Here is a 15049-nt window from a genome sequence, read left to right as displayed (position 1 = left end):
CGTAAGGCCAGGCCCGGAATCCATAACCACAATCGGGAGTATGGATTCCGGGCTCGCCGCTATCGCGGCGCCCCGGAATGACGTGCGGTTGCAGCGTGCCTCACGCCCCCGGCAAATCCAGGATGCGCTTGGCGACGATGCCGAGCATCACCTCCGTCGTGCCGCCCTCGATCGAATTGGCCTTGGTGCGCAGCCAGGCGCGCGGGCGGGCGCCCTGCCTGGAGCGCTCGCTCTCCCATTCCAGCGCGTTGACGCCGCCGGCCGACATCAGGATCTCGTGGCGGCGCTTGTTGAGCTCGGTGCCGTAATATTTCATCGCGGACGAGAACGCCGGATGCGCCTGGCCGGCCTTGGCGAGATCGACCGCGCGTTCGGCGCAAGCGGCGAGCGCGGCCTCATCGACGTCGAAGCTCGCGATCCGGCCGCGCAGCATGGAATCGTCGAGCTTGCCTTGTGCATCGGTGCCGACGGAATCCGCCGCGATCTGGCCGAGCGGCCGGCCGACGCCGCGCTCGCCCATGCCTGATATCATCGCGCGCTCATGCTGGAGCAGATATTTTGCCACGTCCCAACCGCGATTGACGGTGCCGACCACGTGGGACTTCGGCACGCGGACACCGTCGAAGAAGGTTTCGCAGAACGGCGAATAGCCGGAGATCAGCAGGATCGGCTTGGTCGTCACGCCCTTCGAGGCCATGTCGAACAGGATGAAGCTGATGCCGTCGTGCTTCTTCGCCGTGGGATCGGTGCGCACCAGGCAGAAGATCCAGTCGGCATAATTGGCATAGGACGTCCAGATCTTCGAGCCCGTGATGACGAAATCATCGCCGTCGCTCTCGGCGCGGGTCTGGAGCGAGGCGAGATCCGAGCCGGCGTTCGGCTCGGAATAGCCCTGACACCAGCGGATCAGGCCCGCCGCGATGTCAGGCAGGTGCTCCTTCTTCTGCGCCTCGTTGCCGTATTTGAGCAGCGCCGGCCCCAGCATCCAGATGCCGAAGCTCGACAGCGGCGGACGCGCGCCCATCCTGGCCATCTCGGCGCGCAGCACCTTGTGCTCGGCAGCGCTCAGGCCACCGCCGCCATATTCCCTCGGCCAGTCAGGTACGGTCCAGCCCTTGTCGCGCATGCGCTCGAACCAGAGGCGCTGCGGCTCGGACGCGAATTTCGTATTGCGTCCGCCCCAGAACACGTCGCTATCCGAGGTCACCGGCTTGCGCATCTCCGGCGGGCAGTTGGCTTCCAGCCAGGCGCGCGTTTGCTCGCGGAATTGCTCAAGATCGGCGGGTTCAGATTCACTCATGGTCGTTTCCATCAATCAAAAAGACTTGTTGGGCGCGACTCTGAGCCATCGCACCGTGGAATTCAACCACTTCCGTGGCGCTGCATTCGGCTATAGTCGCCGCCACGGCGAGCTTGAAAACAAAGAGGAAATAACAATGCGCCTGAAACTCCTTTCGCCTGGCGAAATGAACGAGAGCCAGCGGCAGACCTATGACGAGTCGATTGCCGGCAAGCGCGGCAGGCCGCCGGCGCCGATGATGGCCTGGCTCAACAGCCCCGACATGGCCCGTCACGCCACGCGGCTCGGCGAAGTGCTGCGCTACGACACGATATTCCCCGCCAAGCTTTCGGAGATCGCGATCCTGGTGACGGCGCGGCACTGGACCGCGCATTACGAATGGTACGCGCACAAGCGCCTGGCGCTCCAGGGCGGCATGGATCCTGAGATCATCGACGCGATCCGCGATCGCCGCACGCCTGTCTTCGACGATCCCAAGGGCAAGATGATCTACGACATCGCGAAGTCGCTGCATGAAGGCCATGGCGTCGAGAAGGGCCTCTACGATGCAGCGGTGAAGGTCCTCAGCGAGCGCGGCGTGGTCGAGGTGATCGGGCTGTGCGGCTATTACACAATGGTGTCGATGACGCTGAATACGTTCGAGTTCGAGCTGCCGGAGGGCGAGGTGCCGGAGCTCTCATAGTTTCGTATCCGGAAACGATGGGTTTCGGGATAGGCAGGTAGCACTGTCCCGAAGCCGGCCTTATCTGGAGTTGGTCAACGGAGCAGCACCATGTCGCAAAGCCCAGCCGTCCATGCCGGCACAAGGATCGGCCACGTTCACCTCAAGGTCGCCGATCTCGATCGTGCGCTCGGCTTCTATTGCGGCGTGCTCGGCTTCGAGCTGATGCAGCGCATGGGCTCGGGCGCGGCGTTCATCTCGGCCGGCGGCTATCATCACCACATCGGGCTCAACACCTGGGAGAGCAAGGGCGGCTCGCCGCCGCCGCCGGGCACGACAGGCCTCTTCCACACCGCGATCCTCTACCCGACGCGGCCGGCGCTGGCGGATGCGCTGCATCGCGTGCTCACGGCCGGCATTGCGCTCGACGGCGCCAGCGATCACGGCGTCAGCGAGGCGCTGTATCTGCGCGATCCCGACGAGAACGGCGTGGAGCTGTATTGGGACAAGCCGAAAGAGCAATGGCCGCTCGGGCCGGATGGCAAGCTGGCGATGTTCACGAAGCGGCTGGATGTCGAGGCGTTGTTGAAGCAGCGGGAGGGGTGATCCCCACTCCCCTCGTCATTGCGAGGAGCGAAGCGACGAAGCAATCCAGACTGTCTCCGCGGAAAGATTCTGGATTGCTTCGCTGCGCTCGCAATGACGGAGTGTGTGGAGGCGCCGTCGCGACTCTAGGCGACCTTTGACCGCGGCTTCCCCCGCACCATGATCAGCGCCGCAGCCGCCACCTCCAGCGCGATACACAGATAGAACGGCAGCGTATAGCCGCCGGAGAAATCTCGCAGGAAGCCGACGACGCCGGGGCCGAACGCGTAGGTCACCTGGTTGATCGCCGTATTCAGGCTGATCAGCACGCCGAACGAGGCGGAGTCGAATTCCTGCTGCACGATCAGCGACGGCAGCGTGATGAGATTGCCGACCGAGAAGCCGAACACCGCGCAGGCCGCGATCAGCACATAGTCGTTGTGCAAATTGATGACGACGCAAAGCGCCGCGGCCTGACTGAGGAACGACAGCGCCGACGCCAGCCGCTGGTTGAGGCGGTCGATCACCATCGAGAACAGCACCCGGCCGATCACCGCCATCGCGGTCAGCACCGCGACCGCCACGGCTGCGCGCTCGCGGCCGATTACGGGATCGAGGAACGAGATCAGGTGCACGATGAAGCCGACCTGCGCGAACAGCACCAGCGCAAAGGCAATCGTCACCGTGAGGAACCCGACGTCGCGCAACGCCCATGCGCGGATCTCCGTCGACGATTGCGGCCTGGCCTTCGCCGTCGCGTGCCAACCGTGAAGATCGGGCGGCCGGCCGACGAGAAGGAGGATCACCGGCAGCAGCAACACCAGCATGGCGCCGGCGGCGGCGTACATCGCGCTGGCAAAGCCGACATGGCCGATCAGGGTCACCAGCAGCGGCACGCCGACGATGCCGCCAAAGCTGGCACCGTTCAGCGCCAGGCTGATCGCCATGCCGCGCTTCTGGTCGAACCACAGGCTGATCGTGTTGGTGATCATGGCGAGACTGGTGCCGGCCCAACCGAAGGCGAGCACGGCGTCGGCGAGATAGAGCTGCCAGGGTTCGCGCACCGCGCCGATCGCGACCGCGGCCGCCGCCATCGCCAGCGTGCCGGCGATCAGGCAGAGCCGCGGGCCGTATTTTCTGACGGCCTCGCCAACGAAGACGACGAGCAGCGCGCCGAACAGATAGAAGAACGTCGTGCCCGAGGAGATCAGCGAAGCCGGCCAGCCCCGCGCGCGCTGGAGCTCGGCGACATAGACGCTCTGGCCGTAGAAACCGAGCCCCCAGCCGAAGGTCGCGAGCAGGAAGCAGACCGCGACGATGCGCCAACCTTCGTAGCGGAGGGAGGATTCGTCGATCCTGGGCTGTTGAGGGTTATCGAGCATTGGCGCTTACTCCGTCATGCCCGGGCCTGTCCCGGGCATCCACGTTCTTCCTTCGACGTAGCAAAGACGTGGATGGCCGGGACAAGCCCGGCCATGACGACATCTAAATAGCCCTTCACCCGAAAATCACTTCGACCTGGATCGAAGTATCAACGCTGCTGACAGTCTCCTGCCAACTCAGATCGCATCCGGGAATTCGCCCATCGCCGCGTCCAGCCGCGCCTTGCGGCGGCGGGCCCAGGACGCCAGCGAGAGCACGGCAAGGCCGAGCACCACCGGCGGGAATACCACCATGTTCACCGCGGACCAGCCGTAATTCGCCAGCAGCTGGCCGGAGGAGAACGAGCCGATCGCCATCATGCCGAACACCAGGAAATCGTTGAAGGCCTGCACCTTGTTGCGCTCCTGCGGCCGGTGCGTCTCCAGCACCAGCGCGGAGGCGCCGATGAAAGAGAAATTCCAGCCGACACCGAGCACGATCAGCGTGGCCCAGAAATGCATCGCGGTGAGGCCGGAGAGACCGATACCCGCGGCCACGGCCTCCAGCAGCAGGCCGGCGGCGACGATCTTGGGCGCGCCGAAGCGCGCGATGAGCGCGCCGGTGAAGAAGCTCGGCCCGTACATGGCGACGATGTGCCATTGAATGCCGAAATTGGAATCGCTGACACTGAGGCCGCACATCTTCATGGCGAGCGGCGCCGAGGTCATCACCAGGTTCATCATGGGATAGGAGATGACGCCGCACAGCGCGGCCGCGATGAAGCGCGGCTGGGTCACGATGTCGAGCAGCGGCCGGCCGCCGTGCAGATCTGCCGGTGCCGGCTTCGGCATATCGACGCCGGCGACGATGCCCATCGCGACCAGCGCAACCGCAGCCTGCACCAGGAAGCTGAAGGCGAACAGATAGGGCGACCAGACGTCCATGGTCCATTGCACGAGTTGCGGACCGAGCACGCCGGCGAACACGCCGCCGGCCATCACCCAGGACACAGCTTTCGGCCGGTAGGCCGCGCTCGCGCCGTCGGCGGCGGCGAAGCGATAGGATTGCGCCACCGCGCCGTAGAGGCCGCCGAGGAAGGTCGCGACGCAGAACAGCGCGAACGAGGCATGCAGGATCGCGAACGAGCCGAGCACGCCGGTGAGGACGCCGCAGCCGGTGCCGATGACGAAGGCCCAGCGGCGGCCGAAGCGGCGCGAGATCGCACCGGTCGGCAGCGTGCCGGCGGCAAGCCCGACGACGTACATCGACAGCGGCACCGTCGCGAGCGACATGTCGGGTGCGAGCGTCGCGCCGACGATCGAGCCGGTGGCGAAGATCACCGCCGAGTTGGCGCCGGTCAGCGCCTGCCCCGCGGCAAGGCGCACCACATTGGCACGCACGCGGGCGTCGGCAGCGATTTCGTGGGCTGTAGTCACGTCTAACATCGGCATTTCCGCCCGAGAGGACTTGTTGATTCCCGGCACTATGGAGGGGCGCGGAAGGGCGGGCAACCGGCGCAAACGGGCGCAGGCCATGCCTCTGACGCAATCGGGCGGATGATACCGGCTCGCGCTATTGACGGCTTGCGCTCGATCAAATCCTATCCGCCGCGACCTCTAGGAGTATCGTTCATGTCCGTCGACGACCGGCCCACGCTCAGCGCTCCCGACGACGATCCCTGGCTCTGGCTGGAGGAGATCGAAGGCAAGCAGGCGCTCGATTTCGTCGCGCGGCAGAATCAGCTGACGCTCGCCGCGTTCGGGGGCGCGGCGTTCGAGCGCGACCGCGATGTCCTCGCGGCGATCTACGATCGTCCCGACAACATCCCCTATGTCAGCCGGCGCGGCAGCGATCTACACAATCTCTGGAAGGATGCCGCCAACCCGCGCGGCCTGTGGCGGCAAACCACGCTGACGGAGTTTCGCAAACCGCATCCGGCGTGGGAGATCATGCTGGACATCGACCAGCTCGCGGCGAGCGAAGGCGAGGACTGGCTGCTGAGCGGGATCGCCACGATGCCGGGACACTCGCGGGCGATTCTGAGCCTGTCGCGCGGCGGCAGCGACGCCGTCACCTTGCGGGAATTCGACCTCGACACGAAGAGCTTCGTTGCGGACGGATTTACGCTGCCGGAGGCCAAGGGCGGCGTGGACTGGATAGATGCCGATACGCTGCTGCTGTCGAGCGCCCATGGCGAGGGCATGGCGACTACTTCCGGATATTCGCGGACCGTTCGCGTGTGGCGGCGCGGCCAGCCCGTCGATCAGGCGCAAACGATCCTCGAGACCACGGCCGATCACATGGCGATGTCAGGCATGGCCGACGACACGGGACCGGCGCCGCGGGTCTGGATCGTCGACCAGATCGACTTCTTCAATCACACCATCTGGCTGCGCGATGCGGCTGGCACGACGACGAAGCTCGATCTGCCGACCGGCATCTGGATGCAGGCCCATGGCGACTGGTTCGCGATGAAGCTGCGCAAGGACTGGCAGGTCGAGGGGCGGACCTATGCCACCGACACCGTGCTCGGCATCTCGCTCTCGGCATTCCTCGCCGGCAGCCGCGATTTCATCGTCCTGTTCGAACCCGGGCCGCGGCAGGCCCTGCAAGGTCTGTTCTGGGCGGCGGGAAAGTTGGTGCTGTCGATCCTCGACGAGCTGCAGCCGCGCTTCGAGATCTTCACACCATCCGCCGGCGGCTGGAGCCGCGAGACGCTTCCCGGCCTCCCGCAAATCGGCGTCGTCGACATCTGGCCGCTCGATCGCCATCCGTCCGAGAGCAATGGCGACCTGCTCGCCAATGTGCAGGACCCGCTCACGCCGCCGTCGCTGCTATTGCTGGAGCGCGGCGTCGCAAGCCCGACCGTGCTGAAGCAGGCGCCGAAGACGTTCACCGCCGACGGCCTCGTGGTCACACAGCACGAGGCGATCTCGATCGACGGCGAGCGCATTCCCTATGTCCAGACCGGTCCCGCCGGCGAGACCGGCGATGCGCCCGTCTATATGAGCGCCTATGGCGGCTTCGCCCATGCGGTGAAGCCGTACTACAACCCCTCGCTCGGCAAGCTGTGGCTCGAGCGCGGCGGCACCATCGTGCAGGCGAATTTGCGCGGCGGCGGCGAGTTCGGCACCCGCTGGCACGATGCCGGACGCCTCGCCGGCAAGAAGCTCTCGCACGACGATTTCGCGGCCGTTGCTGCCGATCTCGTGCGACGCGGCGTGACGAAGCCAAAGCGGATCGCGGCGCAAGGCGGGTCGAACGGCGGCATCCTCATCACCAACATGCTGGTGCGCTACCCCGAGCGCTTCGGCGCGTTGTTCTGCACCATTCCGCTGATCGACATGCGCCGCTATACAAAGCTGCTCGCGGGCGCGAGCTGGATCGCGGAATATGGCGACCCTGATAAGCCCGAGGAGTGGGAATGGCTGAAGACCTACTCGGCCTATCACAACGTGAGAGCCGGCCAGTCCTATCCGCCGATCCTGATCGCCACGACACGCCGCGACGACCGCGTTCATCCCGGCCACGCGCGCAAGATGGCCGCAAAGCTGCAGGCGATGGGCTACGAGGCCTGGTTCTACGAGCCGGAAGCGGGCGGCCACGGCTACGGCAAGGACAACAAGGAGCGCGCGGGGTTCGAGGTGATCGGCTTCCGGTTCCTGAAGGACAGGATCGGGTGGAAGGATGAAGGCTAGCGCTCGGACGCTGACGCCTCCACATCGTCATGGCCGGGCTTGACCCGGCCATCCACGCCTTGCCTTGCCACTCGAAGAACGTGGATGCCCGGGACAAGCCCGGGCATGACGACGTCCCGAATTAGCTCCGCGAAAACACCAAAGTCAGATTGTTTGCCGGCATCTCGATCGTGTCGACGAGGCGAAGGCTGGCTCCGCGGGCGAGCGTCTCGACGTCGCTGATATCACGCACGCCCCATTCGGGATTGCCTTCGCGCAAGGAGGTGTCGAACACGGCATTGCTGAGCGCGGTGTGCTTGCCGTCGCGCTTGAACGGGCCGTAGAGGAACAGCTTGCCGTCGGCCCGCAAGTAACGGCCGGCGCCGGCGAACAGGCCCTCGGCCACGCTCCATGGTGCGATGTGGATCACGTTGGCGCAGAACAATGCGGCAAGGCTCGTCGGGCCCTGCCCGCTTCGCATCTCCGGACACCAGTCGGGGTCAGTGAGATCGATCCGCAGCGGCGAGCGGATGTTTTGCAGGCCCGAATGAACGCGCCAGGCCTCGATGCTCTTGAGGTGGCGCTGGTTGAGGTCGCTCGGCCACCAGATCAGCCCGGGCGTGTGCTGGGCGAAATGGACCACGTGCTGGCCGGTTCCGCTGCCGAGCTCGACGACGTTGCCGGTCAGGCCTGCGAGATGCTTTTCCAGCGCCGCCCAGAGCGGCTCGTGATTGCGATGAAATGCCGGTGCATCGAGCCGCCCATCCGACTCCACCCGTCCGCCGTCCCTGCCAAATTCGACGACATATTCAGCCAATTGAGGTCCCCTTGAAAAAACGAGAACGGGAAAAAAACACGATGGGCGCCCAAACGCCCCGAAAACAGCCGGCCAGCGCTCCTGGCCCGAATCCGCCGGACAAATAAGCTCTTTAGTTGCAATGCGGAAGATATTAACTCCATTTTGCCGCGCGCATAGTCTTGATTGTCAGCCGATGCCCTTTGTGCTTTGGAACACTATATTTCCGCGAACGAGATCATCGACATAACGCCTCGGAATGACGCCTTGACCGCCTTTCCACGGACGCCCGTCCTTTACGTCCTGCTGGCGATCGCCGCCGGCCTTGCCGCAGGCCCCGCGCGGGCGCAATCCGCCGTGGCTGACGGCCAGAAGCTCGCCTTCGACCGCAGCAAGGGCAATTGCCTGACCTGCCACGTCATCAAGGGCGGCGACCTGCCGGGCACGATCGGACCGGAGCTCAAGGACATCAAGTCAAAATACCCTGATCGCAACGAGCTGGTCGCGATCATCTTCGACGAGACCAAGCGCAATCCGCAGACCATGATGCCGCCGTTCGGCCGGAACCGGATTTTGACCGAGCAGGAGATCAGCGCGATCGTTGATTTCCTCCAGACCCTGTGACCGCCGGCACGCCAGGAGACCTCTTATGACCATCACCACCGGCCCTCATCCGACGCGGCGCCTGATCCTTCAGGGCGCAGCCGGCGTCGCGCTGCTCGGCCTCGGCAACCTGCCGTTCGCGCCCGCACGTGCAGCGGCCAACGACAAATATCCGGAAGAGGCGTTCAAGCAGAAGAGCGAAGCGGACGCGATCAAGGCGCTCTACGGCAAGACCGCCGAGCCGTCCGACAAGGTCAAGCTCGACGCACCCGAGATCGCCGAGAACGGCGGCGTGGTGCCGATCTCGGTCACGACGACGCTCGACAAGGTCACCTCGATCTCGTTCTTCGTGGCCGAGAATCCGAGCGCGCTCGCGGCGAGCTACAAGATTCCCGATGGCACGATCCCCGCTGTCGCCAACCGCCTGAAGATGGCCAAGACCACCAACGTGACCGCGATCGTGGAAGCCGACGGCAAGCTCTACAGCGCGACCAAGGAAGTCAAAGTCACAGTCGGCGGCTGCGGCGGTTAGGAGAATTTAGATGGCATCCAGCATTCGCGTCCGCGCCACGGCCAACGGCGACATCACCGAGGTGCAAACGCTGATCCAGCACCCCATGGACACCGGCTTGGTCAAGGACGCCAAGGGCGAGGTGATTCCGGCGCACTTCATCCAGCGGCTGAAGTTCGAATGTAACGGCAAGGACGTTTTCGTTGCCGATTGGGGCACCGCGGTCTCCAAGGACCCCTACGTGAAGTTCAGCTTCAAGGGCGCCAAGAAGGGCGACGACCTCAAGGTCTCCTGGACCGACAACAAGGGCGGGTCGGACACGACCACTGCGAAGATTTCGTGATGAATGTCCGCTTCTGTCTCCTGCTTGGTTCGGTGAGCGCCGCGCTGGTCGCGTTCGCCCTCACCTCGCCGCGCGTCATCGCGGCCGACAAGGTCGATCCCGTTGCCGATGCGAAAGCGTTCCAGAACTTCTTCTTCCAGAAGTTTCCGACCGTAAAGCACGAGGATTTCGTCAACGGTCCTTATTCGATGAACGAGGACATGAAGCGGCAGTGGCAGGAGAAAGAGGAATTCCCGCCCTACGAGTTCGCGCTCGACGCCGGCAAGGAGATGTTCGCGACCCCGTTCAAGAACGGCAAGACCTATGCCGACTGCTTCCCGAACGGCGGCATCGGCATCCGGCAGAACTATCCTTACTTCGACACTGGGGAGGGCAAGGTCGTCACACTGGAGCTCGCGCTCAACCGCTGCCGCGAGGCCAATGGCGAGGCGCCCTACTCCTACGTCAAGGACGAGATGGCCTCGCTGACCGCCTACATGGCGTTCACCTCGCGCGGCAAGCCGATGGACATCAAGATTCCCGATGATCCCCGCGCGCTCGCCGCGTACGAGAACGGCAAGCGCTACTTCTACACGCGCCGCGGCCAGATGAATTTCTCCTGCGCGAGCTGCCATGTGCAGAGCCCGGGCGAGCGCATCCGCGCCGAGATCCTGGCGCCGGCGCTCGGCATTCTGAACGCGATGCCGATCTACCGCTCCGAATGGAGCGGGATGGGCACGACCAGCCGCCGCTTCGTCACCTGCAACAGCCAGACCCGCGCGGTTCCGCTGGAGCCGCAGGCCGATGAATATCGCGACGTCGAATATTTCCTCTCTTACGTCGCCAACGGCCTGCCGATTTCAGGGCCGGGAGCGCGGCCATGAAGCTGTCACTTCCTCTCGCCATGTTGCTCGCATTGAGCCTCGCGCCAGCAGCGCGCGCGGCAAACGAGGCGGACTACAAGGCGGCCTATGCCGCTGCGGAGGCCGCCTCCAAGGAGGCCGCCGGCATGCGCAACCAGTGGACCGTGACCGTATCTGCGCTGGCGGCAGCCAAGAAGGCGGCCGACGGCGGCGATTTCGACCGCGCGGTTGCCGCTTCGAAGGAGGCCGAGGCGCTGGCGAAGGCCTCGATCTTCCAGGCGACGTCAGAAAAAGAGGCGTGGAAGGCGATGGAAATCCGCTAGACTAAAAATCTCGTGGAACCGTCGAATTGCCGTTGAGAGGCGCGGAGAATTTCTGGATGGCCATCCGCCGCCGCGATTTCCTGAAGAGCACCGCTGCTGTCGCCACATCGCTCAGCCTGCCGCGGCTCGCGCGCGGCGCCGAGACCGCGAGCATTTACGACCTCGAACGGTTCGGCAATGCGCGCATCCTGCACACCACCGACACGCATGCGCAGCTCAACCCGGTCTATGTCCGCGAACCCAGCGTCAATATCGGCATCGGGGAGATGGCGGGACGGCCGCCGCATCTGGTTGGCCGCGCTTTCCTCGAACGGTTCGGGATCCGCTCCGACAGCGCCGATGCCTATGCTTTCAGCTGCTTCGAGTTCGAGAAGTCCGCGGGCCGCTTCGGCAAGCTCGGCGGCTTCGCGCATCTGAAGACACTGATCGATCGCTTGCGCGGCGATGCCGGCGAAAAGCACTCCGTGCTCGTCGACGGCGGCGACCTCTGGCAGGGCACGGGGCTTGCCAACGTCATGCAGGGCCGCGACATGGTCGAGGTCGCCAATCTGCTCGGCATCGAGGCGATGACCGGGCATTGGGAATTCACTTACGGCGAGCAGGCGCTGCGCGACAATCTCGAGCGCTTCAAGGGCGAATTTCTGGCGCAGAACGTCTTCCTGACCGAGGAAGCCGCGTTCAACGACGCACCCGCCTTCGACAAGGCGAGCGGGCGCGTGTTCAAGCCTTCGATGATCAAGGAGCTCGGCGGCCATCGCGTTGCGATCATCGGCCAGGCCTTCCCCTATGTGCCGATCGCGCATCCCAGGCGGTTCACGCCGGACTGGACTTTTGGCATCCGCGAGGAGGAGCTGCAGAAGCATGTCGATGCCTTGCGCGGCACTGAGAAGGTCGATGCGGTCGTCCTGCTGTCGCACAACGGCATGGACGTCGATCTCAAGCTCGCGAGCCGCGTCACCGGCATCGACGTCATCCTCGGCGGCCATACCCATGATGCGATCCCGCAGCCCATCGCGGTGAAGAACGCGAGCGGCACGACGCTCGTCACCAATGCCGGCTCCAACGGAAAATTTCTGGGTGTCCTCGATCTCGCGCTCGACAAGGGCAAGGTCGGCGATGTCAGGTACCATCTGCTGCCGGTCTATTCCGAGCTGCTGAAGCCCGACCCTGGCATGGCCGAGCTGATCGGCCGGGTGCGCGCGCCGCATGTGACCGACTGGTCGGAAAAGATCGCAACGCCCGACCGCCTGCTGTACCGCCGCGACAATTTCGCCGGCCCCGTCGACGAGCTGATCTGCACCGCGCTGCGCAGCGAACTCGATGCCGAGATCGCGCTGTCGCCGGGCTTCCGCTGGGGCGTCACCGCACTGTCCGGCCAGCCGCTGACCATGGAGGATGTGCTCGCGGAAACCGCGATCACCTATCCCGAGACCTATGTGCAGGAGATGACCGGCGCGCAGATCAAGGAAGTGCTGGAAGACATCTGCGACAACCTCTTCAACCCCGATCCCTATTACCAGCAGGGCGGCGACATGGTGCGCGCCGGCGGGCTCAGCTACACCTGCACGCCGACGGCTGCGATCGGCAGCCGCATCTCCGAACTGAAGCTCAATGGCGGCAAGGCGCTCAGCGCGAGCAACCGCTACAAGGTCGCGGGCTGGGCCTCGGTCAACGGCCAGCAGGGCGCACCGGTGTGGGATGTCGTCGCCAAATATCTGCGCTCGGGCCGGATGTTTCAGGAGCGGCTCGGCTCCGGCGTGACGCTGAAGGGCGTCGAGGGCAATCCAGGCATTGCAGGACAGGGATGATGCGATCGCAAATCTGCTGCGCGATGCTGCTGGCGACGTTCGCCTTCGCCACGCCATGGGCCTCGGCACAGCAGGTGCCGCTCCAGGACAAGCCGTTCGCCGAGCACAAGATCGTGCTTCAGCTCTCCGACGGCGATGCGAAGAAGCACGCGCTGGTGCTGAGCGTCGCCAACAATCTCCTGAAGGCCTACGATCCCGACAAGGTCGCGATCGAGGTGGTGGCGTTCGGTCCCGGCATTGATCTCCTGTTCACCGGCAGCGAGCGCCGCGAGCAGGTCGAAAGCCTGATCGTGCAGGGCGTGCGCTTCGATATCTGCCTCAACACGATCGACACGATCGAGCGGGAGACCGGACGACGGCCGGAGTTCATTCCGACTGCGACGCCGGTGCAGGTGGGCGTCGGGCAGATCCTGTTCCTGGCGGAGAATGGCTACACGGTGGTGCGGCCGTAGGGGTGCCCGGAGTTTGTGGCACGTCCCTGCAGCACACTCACCGTCATCGCCCGCGAAAGCGGGCGATCCAGTACTCCAGAGACAGCGAGGGGTACGGAGAAGCCGCGGCGTACTGGATTCCCCGCCTTCGCGGGGAATGACAGCAGTGGGTTGGGCGACACCATGGCGTCCCTGACGGCTCTCGGGCGCGCAATCCGGCTCTGCCGATCCGGCCCCGGCCCCATCACACAGAACAAAAATCTTCTAAATTTTCTTGTCTACACAGTGAATTGCTTCTCTTTCCAGCCTCTGGCGTAGTAGAATCCTCGAAACCAGTTCCACGCCGGGTCTTGCCATGATCTTTCGCCAGCTCTTCGACAGCGTTTCGGGCACCTACAGCTATGTCCTCGCCAGCCGCCCCGGCGGCGAGGCGCTGATCCTCGATCCCGTGCTGGAGAAGGTCGACCGTTATTGCCAGCTGCTGCGCGAGCTCGACCTCAAGCTGGTGAAAGCCGTCGACACCCATCTCCATGCCGACCACGTCACCGGCCTCGGTGAGCTCCGCGACCGCACCCATTGCATGACCGTGATGGGCGACCAGACCAAGGCCGACGTTGTGGCGATGCGGGTCGCCGACGGCGACAAGGTGACGATCGAGGGCCTGTCGCTCGACGTGATGTACACGCCCGGCCACACCGACGATTCCTACTCCTATCTGATGGGCGACCGCGTCTTCACCGGCGACACGCTTCTGATCCGCGGCACCGGCCGCACCGATTTCCAGAACGGCTCGTCGCGCGCGCAGTACGAGTCGATCTTCAACCGTCTGCTCAAGCTGCCGGACGAGACGATGGTGTTCCCGGCGCATGACTACAAGGGCGACACGGTCTCCACCATCGGCGAGGAGAAGCGCTACAATCCGCGGCTCCAGGTGCGTTCGGTCGACGAATATATCGAGCTGATGGCAAACCTGAAGCTGCCCAATCCGAAGATGATGGACGTCGCGGTGCCCGCCAACATGCATGTCGGCCTGCATCAGGAGGAGCTGGAGAAAGAGGGCCGCGCAGTCAGCGCCGTCGAGGCGATCCGCATCCTCGGCCGTCCCGATATCCTGCTGGTCGATCTGCGCGAGACCAATGAGCGGATAAAGCACGGCATGCTCGAAGGCGCGCTGCATACGCCCTATCCGTCCGTTGAAGACAGCCTGAAGCCCGGCGGCATGCTGCGCGAGGTCGCGGCCGCCACCGGCCGCCGCGTCGTGTTCTTCTGCGCCTTCGGCGAACGCTCGGCGATGGCTGTCGCCGCCGCCAAGGAAGCCGGCCTCAGCAACACCGCCCACATCGCCGGCGGCATCGATGCCTGGAAGAAGGCCGGCGGGCCTGTGGTGCACTGACGCCCCCTTCTTGCGGTAAGTCAGGAACCGCACATATTTTTGAGGTAGAAGCGGATGATGCATCACCATCCGGGATCACCCATGGCCAAGACTGGCAAGCCGGGCAAGCCGCCCAAAGTCGCTGATAACGAGCAAGCGGACGACAGGGCGAAGAAGCCCCCGCCTGCGCTCGACGACGACGATTGCGACGACGGCGACATCGCGACGCCGAAACGCGACCGCTACGGTTCGGATGACGAGCCGTTGTGAGTTGAAGCCTGCCCCACGAACGGTGCGTTCCCTCCCCCCTTGCGGGGGAGGGTTAGGGAGAGGGGCGCCACACGGCACACTCTTTCGAGAGCGCGACGATCTTTGCATCGACCACGGATAGAGCTTTTGCTGGGCTACCCCTCTCCCCCGCCCTCCCCCGCAAGG

At 64.7% G+C, this 15049-nt stretch carries 16 protein-coding genes; 12 read left to right on the top strand and 4 right to left on the bottom strand.

Going from position 1 to position 15049, the window contains the following annotated elements; all coding sequences use genetic code 11:
- Positions 1-100: 100 nt before the first annotated feature.
- Positions 101-1300 (bottom strand): acyl-CoA dehydrogenase family protein, encoded by a 1200-nt coding sequence (locus AB7535_RS38290; RefSeq protein ID WP_354113873.1) that lies wholly within the window; start codon positions 1298-1300, stop codon positions 101-103.
- A 136-nt stretch (positions 1301-1436) separates the two neighbouring features.
- Between AB7535_RS38290 and AB7535_RS38285 the strand changes: the two genes are divergently transcribed.
- Entirely contained in the window at positions 1437-1982 is a 546-nt protein-coding gene (locus tag AB7535_RS38285) for a carboxymuconolactone decarboxylase family protein (protein ID WP_354113872.1), read from the top strand.
- Between the two features lie 90 nt (positions 1983-2072).
- Entirely contained in the window at positions 2073-2567 is a 495-nt protein-coding gene (locus AB7535_RS38280) for a VOC family protein (RefSeq protein ID WP_354113871.1), read from the top strand.
- 125 nt (positions 2568-2692) lie between these two features.
- Here AB7535_RS38280 and AB7535_RS38275 read toward each other — a convergent pair whose 3' ends face one another.
- Together AB7535_RS38275 and AB7535_RS38270 are read right to left on the bottom strand one after the other, a co-directional pair.
- The gene (locus AB7535_RS38275; RefSeq protein WP_354113870.1) at positions 2693-3928 is read right to left on the bottom strand and encodes an MFS transporter; all 1236 of its coding nucleotides are present in this window, start codon (positions 3926-3928) and stop codon (positions 2693-2695) included.
- Between the two features lie 177 nt (positions 3929-4105).
- The gene (locus tag AB7535_RS38270) at positions 4106-5353 is read right to left on the bottom strand and encodes an MFS transporter (protein ID WP_354113869.1); all 1248 of its coding nucleotides are present in this window, start codon (positions 5351-5353) and stop codon (positions 4106-4108) included.
- A 186-nt stretch (positions 5354-5539) separates the two neighbouring features.
- On the opposite strand from AB7535_RS38270, the gene AB7535_RS38265 reads away from it, so the two are divergent.
- Positions 5540-7606, top strand: a complete 2067-nt coding sequence (locus AB7535_RS38265) for a prolyl oligopeptidase family serine peptidase (protein ID WP_354113868.1) — start codon at positions 5540-5542, stop codon at positions 7604-7606.
- A gap of 121 nt (positions 7607-7727) precedes the next feature.
- Here AB7535_RS38265 and AB7535_RS38260 read toward each other — a convergent pair whose 3' ends face one another.
- Positions 7728-8402 carry a DUF938 domain-containing protein gene (locus AB7535_RS38260; RefSeq protein ID WP_085403988.1) on the bottom strand — a complete coding sequence of 225 codons (675 nt, stop codon included), beginning with the start codon at positions 8400-8402 and terminating at the stop codon, positions 7728-7730.
- A 246-nt stretch (positions 8403-8648) separates the two neighbouring features.
- Here AB7535_RS38260 and soxX point away from each other — a divergent pair, with 246 nt between their 5' ends.
- The 9 genes from soxX to AB7535_RS38215 all read left to right on the top strand — a co-directional run bounded on the left by soxX (position 8649) and on the right by AB7535_RS38215 (position 14884).
- Positions 8649-9005 carry a sulfur oxidation c-type cytochrome SoxX gene (gene soxX / locus AB7535_RS38255; protein ID WP_354113867.1) on the top strand — a complete coding sequence of 119 codons (357 nt, stop codon included), beginning with the start codon at positions 8649-8651 and terminating at the stop codon, positions 9003-9005.
- Positions 9006-9030: 25 nt separating this feature from the next.
- A complete protein-coding gene (gene soxY / locus AB7535_RS38250; protein ID WP_063985941.1) occupies positions 9031-9516 on the top strand; it encodes a thiosulfate oxidation carrier protein SoxY in 486 nt (161 codons plus the stop codon).
- A 10-nt stretch (positions 9517-9526) separates the two neighbouring features.
- Complete coding sequence (soxZ, locus tag AB7535_RS38245) at positions 9527-9838, top strand: thiosulfate oxidation carrier complex protein SoxZ (RefSeq protein ID WP_247312898.1); 312 nt, start codon at positions 9527-9529, stop codon at positions 9836-9838.
- Entirely contained in the window at positions 9838-10701 is an 864-nt protein-coding gene (soxA, locus tag AB7535_RS38240; protein ID WP_354113866.1) for a sulfur oxidation c-type cytochrome SoxA, read from the top strand. The genes soxZ and soxA overlap by 1 nt, the downstream gene beginning before the upstream one ends.
- Complete coding sequence (locus AB7535_RS38235) at positions 10698-11003, top strand: hypothetical protein (protein WP_028151965.1); 306 nt, start codon at positions 10698-10700, stop codon at positions 11001-11003. The genes soxA and AB7535_RS38235 overlap by 4 nt, the downstream gene beginning before the upstream one ends.
- A 56-nt stretch (positions 11004-11059) precedes the next feature.
- Positions 11060-12811: a thiosulfohydrolase SoxB gene (gene soxB, locus AB7535_RS38230; protein ID WP_354113864.1), complete on the top strand. Its 1752-nt coding sequence runs from the start codon at positions 11060-11062 to the stop codon at positions 12809-12811.
- Entirely contained in the window at positions 12808-13263 is a 456-nt protein-coding gene (locus tag AB7535_RS38225; RefSeq protein WP_354113863.1) for a DsrE family protein, read from the top strand. Before soxB ends, AB7535_RS38225 begins: the two co-directional genes overlap by 4 nt.
- Positions 13264-13597: 334 nt before the next feature.
- The gene (locus AB7535_RS38220; protein ID WP_282522465.1) at positions 13598-14635 is read left to right on the top strand and encodes an MBL fold metallo-hydrolase; all 1038 of its coding nucleotides are present in this window, start codon (positions 13598-13600) and stop codon (positions 14633-14635) included.
- Positions 14636-14716: 81 nt separating this feature from the next.
- Positions 14717-14884: a hypothetical protein gene (locus AB7535_RS38215; protein ID WP_354113862.1), complete on the top strand. Its 168-nt coding sequence runs from the start codon at positions 14717-14719 to the stop codon at positions 14882-14884.
- Positions 14885-15049 lie beyond the last annotated feature (165 nt).

Origin of the sequence: Bradyrhizobium sp. 956_D2_N1_4 (assembly GCF_052076025.1) — a bacterium.
Taxonomy (GTDB): domain Bacteria; phylum Pseudomonadota; class Alphaproteobacteria; order Rhizobiales; family Xanthobacteraceae; genus Bradyrhizobium; species Bradyrhizobium barranii.
This window is presented reverse-complemented; position numbering and strand designations above follow the sequence as displayed.